Origin of the sequence: Mycobacterium sp., from assembly GCF_032161845.1 — a bacterium.
Classification (GTDB): domain Bacteria; phylum Actinomycetota; class Actinomycetes; order Mycobacteriales; family Mycobacteriaceae; genus Mycobacterium.
Window position 1 is genome coordinate 1 of sequence record NZ_JAVRQA010000250.1, and the last position, 9,857, is coordinate 9,857.

Genomic DNA, 9,857 nt, shown 5'->3' on the forward strand with positions numbered 1-9,857 from the left:
CCCTGTTCCTCGACCCGTACCTGTGGAAGTTGCAGGTGGGTGGAAAACGCTTGGTGCAGAAGGCCCGTCAGTCGGGTGCCCCCATCGACGGCGTGATCGTCAGCGCGGGCATCCCCGAACTGGACGAAGCCGTCGCGCTGATCGACGAGCTCAACGAGATCGGCATCACCCACGTGGTGTTCAAGCCGGGCACCGTCGAGCAGATCAAGTCGGTCATCAAGATCGCCGCCGAGGTGCCGAACAAGGACGTCATCGTTCACATCGAGGGTGGTCGCGCGGGTGGGCACCACTCGTGGGAGGACCTCGACGACCTGCTCGTCTCGACGTACGGCGACCTGCGCAAGCTGTCGAACATCACGCTCTGCGTCGGCGGTGGCATCGGCACGCCAGAGCGCGCCGCAGAGTACCTGTCCGGGCAGTGGTCGCAGGCCTATGGCTTCCCGCTGATGCCGGTCGACGGCATTCTGGTCGGCACTGCGGCGATGGCGACGCTGGAGGCCACCACCTCGCCCGCCGTCAAGCAGCTCCTGGTCGAGACGACCGGTACCGATCAGTGGGTTGGCGCTGGAAAAGCCCAGGGCGGCATGGCATCCGGGCGCAGCCAGCTCGGTGCGGACATCCACGAGATCGACAACGCGGCGTCGCGCTGCGGTCGGCTGCTCGACGAGGTGGCCGGCGACGTCGACGCGGTCGCCGAGCGTCGCGACGAGATCATCGCCGCGATGGCCGACACCGCCAAGCCGTACTTCGGTGACGTCGAGGACATGACGTACCTGCAGTGGCTGCGGCGCTACGTCGAACTGTCGATCGGTGAAGGCGACAGCACTGCGGACACCAAGCGTCCCGATTCGCCGTGGCTCGACGTCAGCTGGCGTGACCGCTTCGAGGAAATGCTCAAGCGCGTCGAGGCCCGCCTGCACCCGCAGGACTCGGGCCCGATCGAGACGCTCTTCACCGTCGACGCCCAAGGTGAAGCGCTGCTGGAGGATCCGGAGCGCGCGCTCTCGCAGCTGTTGTCGCGGTACCCCGATGCCGAAGACGTCAAGCTGCACCCGGCCGACGTGCCGTTCTTCATCACCCTCTGCAAGACGCTCGGCAAGCCGGTCAACTTCGTGCCGGTCATCGACAAGGACGTGCGGCGCTGGTGGCGCAGCGACTCGCTGTGGCAGGCGCACGACGCGCGGTACTCCGCCGATCAGGTGTGCGTCATCCCCGGCACCGAAGCGGTCGTTGGCATCACCCGCGCCGACGAGCCCGTCGGCGAGCTGCTCGACCGATTCGAGCAGACCTCGATCGACGACGTGATCGCTGCCGGTGTGCAGCCGACCGCGGTGGTGTCGCGCCGTCAAGCCCGCGTCGACGTGACCGGTCCGCTGGCCGTCGTGCTCGACTCGCCCGACGTGCAGTGGGCAGGCCGCGCTGCGATCAACCCGGTGCACCGCATTGGTGAGCCGCGAGAGTGGCAGGTCAACGAAAATCGTTCGGCGACACACCCGTCCACGGGTTCGCGCCTGGAACTCAGCGGCGAGCACGTGGTGCTGAGCGTGCCGCTGTCCGACATCTGGATCACCATCCGCTTCACGCTGCCGGCCACCACGGTCGACGGTGGCATGCCGGTCGTCACCACTGAGGACGCCTCGGCCGCCATGCGCGCCGTGCTGGCGATCGCCGCGGGCGTCGACGGGGTCGACACCCTGCCCACCGTCATCGACGACAGCACGACGGTCACCGTCTCTTGGGATCCGGAAGAGGTCGCCGACCACACGGGCGTCACCGCGACGTTCGGTGCCCCGCTGGCGCCCGGCCTGACGCTGGTGCCCGACGCGCTCGTCGGTCGCTGCTGGCCCGCCGTGTTCTCGGTCATCGGAGCCGCTGTCACGGAGTCCGGCTTCCCGGTCGTCGAGGGTCTGCTGAGCCTCGTTCACCTCGACCATGCCGCGCAGCTGCTCGCGCCGATGCCGACAAAAAAGTCCGAATTGACCGTCACCGCAACGGCTTCGGCCGCGGTGGACACCGAGGTCGGCCGCGTCGTCCCGGTGTCCGTGACGATCAGTGCCGCCGACGGGACGAAGCTGGCGACGCTCGAGGAGCGGTTCGCGATCCGCGGCCGCACGGGCGCCATCGCGCTGACCGACCCGGCTCAGGCCGGCGGGGCGATCACCGACAACGCGACCGACACCCCTCGCCGCCGTCGCCGCGACGTCACCGTCACCGCGCCGACGGACATGAGTGCGTTCGCCGTCGTCTCCGGTGACCACAACCCGATCCACACCGACCGTGCCGCCGCCCTGCTCGCCGGGCTGAAATCGCCCATCGTGCACGGCATGTGGCTGTCCGCCGCCGCGCAGCACGTCGTCACCGCCACCGACGGCCGGGCCACGCCGCCCGCGCGTCTGGTCGGCTGGACCTCGCGCTTCCTTGGCATGGTCATGCCCGGTGACGACATCGACTTCCGGGTCGACCGCGTTGGCATCGACCGCGGCGCAGAGATCATCGAGGTCACCGCGAAGGTCGGAACCGATCTGGTGATGTCGGCGACGGCCCAGCTGGCCGCGCCCAAGACGGTCTATGCCTTCCCCGGCCAGGGCATTCAGTCCAAGGGCATGGGCATGGAGGTCAGGGCCCGGTCCAAGGCCGCCCGCAAGGTGTGGGACACGGCCGACAAGTTCACCCGCGAGACGTTGGGCTTCTCGGTGCTGCACGTGGTCCGCGACAACCCGACCAGCCTGATCGCGAGCGGGGTGCACTACCACCATCCCGAGGGCGTCCTGTACCTGACGCAGTTCACCCAGGTGGCGATGGCCACCGTCGCGGCCGCCCAGGTCGAGGAGATGCGTGAGCAGGGTGCGTTCGTCGAGGGTGCGATCGCCTGCGGTCACTCCGTCGGCGAGTACACCGCGTTGGCCTGCGTGTCCGGGGTGTACCCCCTCGAGGCGCTGCTCGAGGTGGTGTTCCACCGCGGCAGCAAGATGCACGACATCGTGCCGCGCGACGAGAACGGCCGATCCAACTACCGGCTGGCCGCGATCCGCCCATCGCAAATCGATCTGGACGATGACGACGTCACCGACTGGGTCGCCGAAATCGCAGAGCGCACAGGCGAATTCCTCCAGATCGTGAACTACAATCTGCGCGGATCGCAGTACGCGATCGCTGGCACGGTGCATGGCCTCGAGGTACTGGAGGACGAGGTCGAGAAGCGTCGTGAGATCTCCGGCGGCAAGCGCTCCTTCATCCTGGTGCCCGGTATCGACGTGCCGTTCCACTCCGAGGTGCTGCGCGTCGGCGTCGCCGACTTCCGCCGGTCACTGGAGCGGGTCATGCCGCGCGACGCCGATCCTGCGCTGCTGATCGGCAAGTACATCCCGAACCTGGTGCCGCGGCCGTTCACCCTGGATCGCGACTTCATCCAGGAGATCAGGGACCTGGTTCCGGCCGAGCCGCTCGACGAGATCCTCGCCGACTACGACACCTGGCTCACCGAGCGGCCGCACGAGCTGTGCCGCAAGATCGTGATCGAGCTTCTGGCGTGGCAGTTCGCCAGCCCGGTGCGCTGGATCGAGACGCAGGACCTTCTGTTCATCGAGGAGGCCGCAGGTGGACTCGGCATCGAACGCTTCGTCGAGATCGGCGTCAAGAATGCGCCAACGGTCGCCGGCCTCGCCACCAACACGCTGAAGCTGCCGGAGTACTCGCACAACACCACCGAGGTGCTCAACTCCGAGCGTGACGCCGCGGTGCTGTTCGCGACTGACACCGATCCGGAGCCGGATCTGGAGGCGGATACCCCAGCGCCTGCCGATGCGGCCGAGTCGGCCCCCGCCGCAGCGGCCGCCGCACCCGCCCCCGCGGCGGCGCCTGCCGCTCCGTCCGGTGGCCCACGTCCCGACGACATCTCGTTCGGTGCCGACGACGCCACGCTGTCGCTCATCGCACTGTCGGCCAAGATGCACGTCGACCAGATCGAGCCACTGGACTCCATCGAGTCGATCACCGACGGGGCGTCCTCACGACGCAACCAGTTGTTGGTGGACCTCGGTTCCGAGCTGAACCTCGGCGCGATCGATGGTGCTGCCGAAGCCGACTTGGCCGGGCTCAAGGCGCAGGTCACCAAGCTGGCCCGGACGTACAAGCCCTATGGCCCAGTGCTTTCCGACGCGGTCAACGATCAGCTGCGCACCGTCCTCGGCCCCTCGGGCAAGCGGCCGGCTGCGATCGCCGAACGGGTCAAGAAGGATTGGGAACTCGGCGACGGCTGGGTCAAGCACGTCACGATGGAAGTCGTGCTCGGCACCCGTGAGGGCACCAGCGTGCGCGGCGGCAGCCTGGGCCACCTGCACGACGGCGCACTGCCCGACGCGGCCACGGTCGACAGGGTCGTGGACGCGGCCGTCTCCGCCGTCGCCGCTCGCCGCGGCATCGCTGTGTCGCTGCCCTCGGCTGGCGGCGCCGCGGGAGGCGTCGTGGACTCCGCAGCGCTCACCGAGTTTGCCGAGAAGGTCACCGGCCGCGATGGCGTACTGGCCTCGGCGGCCAGGATGATCCTCGGTCAGCTCGGAGTGGACACGCCGGTCAACGTGGGCGAGACCGTCAACGATGCCGACCTCGTCGACCTCGTCACCGCCGAACTCGGTTCTGACTGGCCGCGTTTGGTCGCGCCCACGTTCGACAGCCGCAAGGCGGTGCTGTTCGACGATCGTTGGGCAAGTGCCCGTGAGGATCTGGCCCGGCTCTGGTTGAAGGACGAGGACGAGATCGACGCCGACTGGGCGCGGCTCTCCGAGCGTTTCGAGGCCGCGGGTCACGTCGTCGCAAGCCAGGCGAACTGGTGGCAGGGCAAGGCCCTGGCCGCCGGACGCAACGTGCACGCGTCGCTCTACGGACGCGCCGCCGCTGGTGCGGAGAACCCCGGCACCGGTCGGTACAGCGATGAGATCGCCGTGGTCACGGGTGCCTCGAAGGGCTCGATCGCCGCGTCGGTGATCGCGCAGCTGCTCGATGGCGGTGCCTCGGTCATCGCGACCACCTCGAAGCTCGACGACGACCGGTTGTCCTTCTACAAGGAGCTCTACCGAAACAATGCTCGCTTCGGTGCGACGCTGTGGGTGACTCCGGCCAACATGGCCTCCTACACCGACATCGACGCACTGGTCAGCTGGATCGGCAATGAGCAGTCGGAGAACCTCGGACCGAAATCGGTCCACGTCAAGGACGCCCTGACCCCGACGCTGCTGTTCCCGTTCGCGGCACCGCGCGTCGCAGGTGATCTGTCCGAGGCGGGTGCGCGTGCCGAGATGGAGATGAAGGTTCTGCTGTGGGCCGTGCAGCGGCTCATCGGTGGGCTCTCGCACATCGGCTCGGAGCGTGACATCGCGTCACGACTGCACGTGGTGCTGCCCGGATCGCCGAACCGCGGCATGTTCGGTGGTGACGGCGCCTACGGCGAAGCCAAGTCCGCACTGGACGCATTGGTGACGCGGTGGAAGGCCGAGACCTCGTGGTCCCAGCGAGTGTCGTTGGCGCACGCGCTGATCGGCTGGACCAAGGGCACCGGGCTGATGGGTCACAACGACGCCATCGTCGGCGCGGTCGAAGAGGCGGGCGTGCTCACGTACACGACCGAGCAGATGGCGGCCATGCTGCTCGACCTGTGCGACATCGAGTCCAAGGTGGCAGCGGCGCGCGCGCCGATCCACGCCGACCTGACCGGTGGGCTTGGCGAGATCGACATCGACATGGCCGAACTCGCCGCCAAGGCCCGCGAGGAGATGGCCGCCGAGAGTGCCGCCGCCGCGTCCGACGAGGACGACGACGCGAGCACCATCAAGGCCCTGCCGTCGCCCCCGCGCGGCTACGCGGCTGCGCCGCCGCCGGCATGGGACGACCTCGACGTCGACCCCGCCGACATGGTGGTCATCGTCGGTGGCGCGGAGCTCGGACCGTACGGCTCGTCGCGGACTCGCTTCGAGGTCGAGGTGTCCGGTGAACTGTCCGCGGCGGGCGTTCTCGAATTGGCCTGGACCACGGGTCTGGTCAAGTGGGAGGACGATCCCAAGCCGGGCTGGTACGACACCGCGTCGGGCGATCTGGTCGACGAAGGCGAGCTGGTGGAGCGCTACCACGATGCCGTCATCGAGCGGGTCGGCATCCGTGAGTTCGTCGACGACGGAGCGATCAGCTCGGATCACGCTGCGCCGCTTCTGGTTTCGGTGTTCCTCGATAAGGACTTCACGTTCGTGGTGTCGTCCGAGAGCGATGCGCGAGGGTTCGCGCAGTTCGATCCCGAGCACACGCTGATCTCACCGCTGCCCGACAGTGGCGACTGGCAGGTCACCCGCAAGGCCGGCACCGAGATTCGGGTACCGCGCAAGGTGGAGATGTCGCGCACCGTCGGTGCCCAGGTGCCGACCGGGTTCGACCCCATGGTCTACGGCGTCAGCCAGGACATGATGAGCTCGATCGACCGGGTGGCGGTGTGGAACCTCGTCACGACCGTCGATGCGTTCCTGACGGCCGGCTTCACGCCGACCGAGCTGATGCGCTGGGTGCATCCGAGCCTGGTGGCCAGTACGCAGGGCACCGGCATGGGTGGCCTGACGTCGATGCAGACGATGTTCCACGGCAACCTGCTTGGGCAGAACAAGCCGAACGACATCCTGCAGGAGGTGCTGCCCAACGTCTTCGCGGGCCACGTCGTGCAGTCCTACATCGGCAGCTACGGCGCGATGATCCACCCAGTCGCGGCGTGTGCGACGGCAGCCGTCTCGGTCGAGGAGGGCGTCGACAAGATCCGGCTCGGAAAGGCCGAGTTCGTCGTCGCCGGCGGTTATGACGATCTGACGCTCGAAGCCGTCACTGGCTTCGGTGACATGTCGGCAACCGCGGACACCGAGGTGATGCGGGCCAAGGGCATCAGCGACGCGAAGTTCTCCCGCGCCAACGACCGGCGCAGGCTGGGCTTCGTGGAGTCTCAGGGCGGCGGAACGATTCTGCTGGCCCGCGGTGACCTGGCCCTGAACATGGGCCTGCCGGTCCTTGCCGTCGTGGGATACGCGTCGTCATTCGGCGATGGCGTGCACACGTCGATCCCGGCACCGGGACTCGGCGCGCTCGGTGCGGGTCGCGGCGGCAAGCAGTCGCAGCTGGCCAAGTCACTCGCCAAGCTCGGCGTCGGCGCCGACGACATCGCGGTGGTCTCCAAGCACGACACGTCGACGCTGGCCAACGATCCCAACGAGACCGAGTTGCACGAGCGGCTCGCGTCCGCCATGGGTCGCTCGCCGGGGGCACCGTTGTTCATCGTCAGTCAGAAGAGCCTCACCGGGCACAGCAAGGGCGGTGCGGCAGCGTTCCAGATGATGGGCATGTGCCAGATGCTGCGCGACGGGGTGATCCCGCCGAACCGAAGCCTGGACTGTGTCGACGACGAGCTGGCCCATGCCTCGCACTTCGTCTGGGTGCGTGAGGCTTTGGAGATGCGGGAGAAGTTCCCGATGAAGGCGGGCCTGGTTACCAGCCTCGGCTTCGGGCACGTGTCCGGGTTGGTTGCCCTGGTGCACCCGCAGGCGTTCCTGGCCGCTCTGGATCCCGAGCAACGCGAGGACTACCGGCGTCGCTCCAACGGTCGGGTGCTGGAAGGTCAGCGGCGGTTGGCTTCGGCGATCGCGGGTGGCCCTGCCATGTACGAGAAGCCGACCGATCGCCGCTTCAACCAGGACTCCCCTGAGAAGCGTCAGGAAGCCGACATGTTGCTCAATCCCGACTCGCGTCTCGGCGAGGACGGTTGGTATGGGGCGTGAGGCCCTGCAGGAGGCACCGACGGGCTCAGCTAGCGTTCCTGGCATGAGCATCGTCGGGGTCGGCATCGACCTGGTCTCCATACCGGATTTCGCCGAACAGGTCGATCAGCCGGGCACGGTGTTCGCCGAGACGTTCACGCCGGGTGAGCGCAGGGACGCCGCCGACAAGAGCTCGTCGGCGGCGCGCCACCTGGCGGCCCGCTGGGCGGCCAAGGAAGCCGTGATCAAGGCGTGGTCGGGGTCGCGGTTCTCGAAGCGCCCGATGCTGCCCGAGGGCATCCATCGCGACATCGAGATCGTCACCGACATGTGGGGACGCCCTCGTTGCCGCCTGACGGGCGCGATCGCCGAGCACCTCAAGGACGTCACCATCCACCTGTCGCTGACGCACGATGGTGACACCGCCGCCGCCGTGGCCGTGCTGGAGTCCGCCCCCTAGCCCTCTGCCGCTCCTCTCGCGAACAGACGTAAATGGCCCTCAAGCCACCCCCTTGAGGGCCTTCTACGTCTGCTCGCGGTAGGGGTGAGCCACTACGCTCGACGTCATGACTGATCTCGTCGCCCGCGTCCGCGAGCTTCTGCCATCGGTGCGTGCCGACCTCGAGGACCTCGTCCGCATCGAATCGGTATGGGCCGACCCCGCCCGCCGTGACGAGGTCCGACGAAGTGCCGAGATGGTGTCGAAGTTGTTGTCGGAGGCGGGTTTCGACGACGTCCGCACCGTCAGCGAGGGGGGTGCGCCCGCGGTGATCGCCCGCCATCCGGCCCCGGCCGGCGCCCCCACGGTCCTGCTGTACGCCCACCACGACGTCCAGCCCGAGGGCGACGCGTCCCAGTGGGCGTCACCACCTTTCGAACCGACCGAACGCGACGGCCGCCTGTACGGCCGTGGCACCGCCGACGACAAGGCCGGCATCGCCACTCACCTCGCCGCGATCCGCGCCTTCGACGGCGAACTGCCGGTGGGCATCACGGTGTTCGTGGAGGGCGAGGAGGAGTCGGGCTCCCCGTCACTTGGCGCGTTGCTCGCCGCCCATCGGGACCTGCTTGCCGCCGACGTGATCGTGATCGCCGACTCCGACAACTGGAGCACGGAGATTCCTTCTCTGACAGTGTCACTGCGCGGTTTGGCCGACTGCGTCGTCGAGGTCGCGACGCTGGACCACGGCCTGCACTCGGGCATGTGGGGTGGAGTGGTCCCCGACGCTCTCAGCGCGCTGGTGCGGCTGCTGGCCAGCCTGCACGACGACGACGGCAACGTCGCCGTCGAAGGGTTGCATCGGGGTTCGGCGGCGGACGTGGATTACCCACCGGAGCGGGTGCGTGAGGAAACCGGCGTGCTCGATGGCGTCACCGAGATCGGAACGGGTCCGGTGACCGACCGATTGTGGGCCAAACCGGCGATCACGGTCATCGGCATCGACACGACGCCCATCGCGAAGTCGTCGAACACGTTGATTCCCATGGCACGTGCCAAGGTCAGCATGCGGGTCGCGCCGGGCGGCGACGCTGCTGAGCACTTGGCGGCACTGACCCGGCACCTCGAGCGGAATGCGCCGTGGGGTGCGCAGGTCACCGTCACACCGGGCGACGTGGGCCAGCCGTACGCGATCGACGCGACGGGCCCTGTCTACGACGCCGTGCGCGCCGCCTTCCGGCACGCGTGGGGCGTCGATGCCGTCGACACGGGCGTCGGCGGGTCGATTCCGTTCATCGCCGAGTTCGCGGCCGCCTATCCCGACGCGAAGATCCTCGTTACGGGCGTGGAGGACCCGGCGACGCAGGCGCACAGCATCAACGAGAGTCTGGATCTCGGGGTGCTCGCGCGTGCGGCGACCTCGGAGGCATTGCTCTTGGAGGCGCTCGGACGCGCCCGACCGCGCTAGACGGCTAGGTCGCGGCGGAGCTTCGCCACATGGCCGGTCGCCTTGACGTTGTACTGGGCGACCTCGATCTTGCCCTTCTCGTCGACGACGAACGTCGAACGGATGACGCCCTGAACGGTCTTGCCGTACATCGACTTCTCGCCGAAGGCACCCCACTCGGTGAGCACCTTGC

3 protein-coding genes and 1 pseudogene are annotated in these 9,857 nt (G+C 68.2%); 3 read left to right on the forward strand and 1 reads right to left on the reverse strand.

The window, feature by feature from the left end; all coding sequences use genetic code 11:
- The 3 genes from QOD90_RS14320 to QOD90_RS14330 all read left to right on the forward strand — a co-directional run.
- Positions 1-7,799: fatty acid synthase subunit beta domain-containing protein (locus tag QOD90_RS14320; protein ID WP_526350763.1), on the forward strand; the 7,799-nt coding region annotated here is incomplete at its 5' end.
- Between the two features lie 43 nt (positions 7,800-7,842).
- Positions 7,843-8,238 carry a holo-ACP synthase AcpS gene (acpS, locus tag QOD90_RS14325; protein ID WP_526350765.1) on the forward strand — a complete coding sequence of 132 codons (396 nt, stop codon included), beginning with the start codon at positions 7,843-7,845 and terminating at the stop codon, positions 8,236-8,238.
- A gap of 106 nt (positions 8,239-8,344) precedes the next feature.
- Positions 8,345-9,685 (forward strand): dipeptidase, encoded by a 1,341-nt coding sequence (locus QOD90_RS14330; protein ID WP_526350767.1) that lies wholly within the window; start codon positions 8,345-8,347, stop codon positions 9,683-9,685.
- Here the strand turns inward: QOD90_RS14330 and QOD90_RS14335 are convergent.
- A pseudogene (locus QOD90_RS14335) lies at positions 9,682-9,857 on the reverse strand (peroxiredoxin); the annotation flags it as partial. The gene QOD90_RS14330 and the pseudogene QOD90_RS14335 sit on opposite strands and share 4 nt — an antisense overlap.

What these genes read in the sequence shown, in the direction of transcription:
- acpS (WP_526350765.1), top strand. Translation starts at nt 7,843, where the DNA reads ATGAGCATCGTCGGGGTCGGCATCGACCTGGTCTCCATACCGGATTTC.
- QOD90_RS14330 (WP_526350767.1), top strand. Translation starts at nt 8,345, where the DNA reads ATGACTGATCTCGTCGCCCGCGTCCGCGAGCTTCTGCCATCGGTGCGT.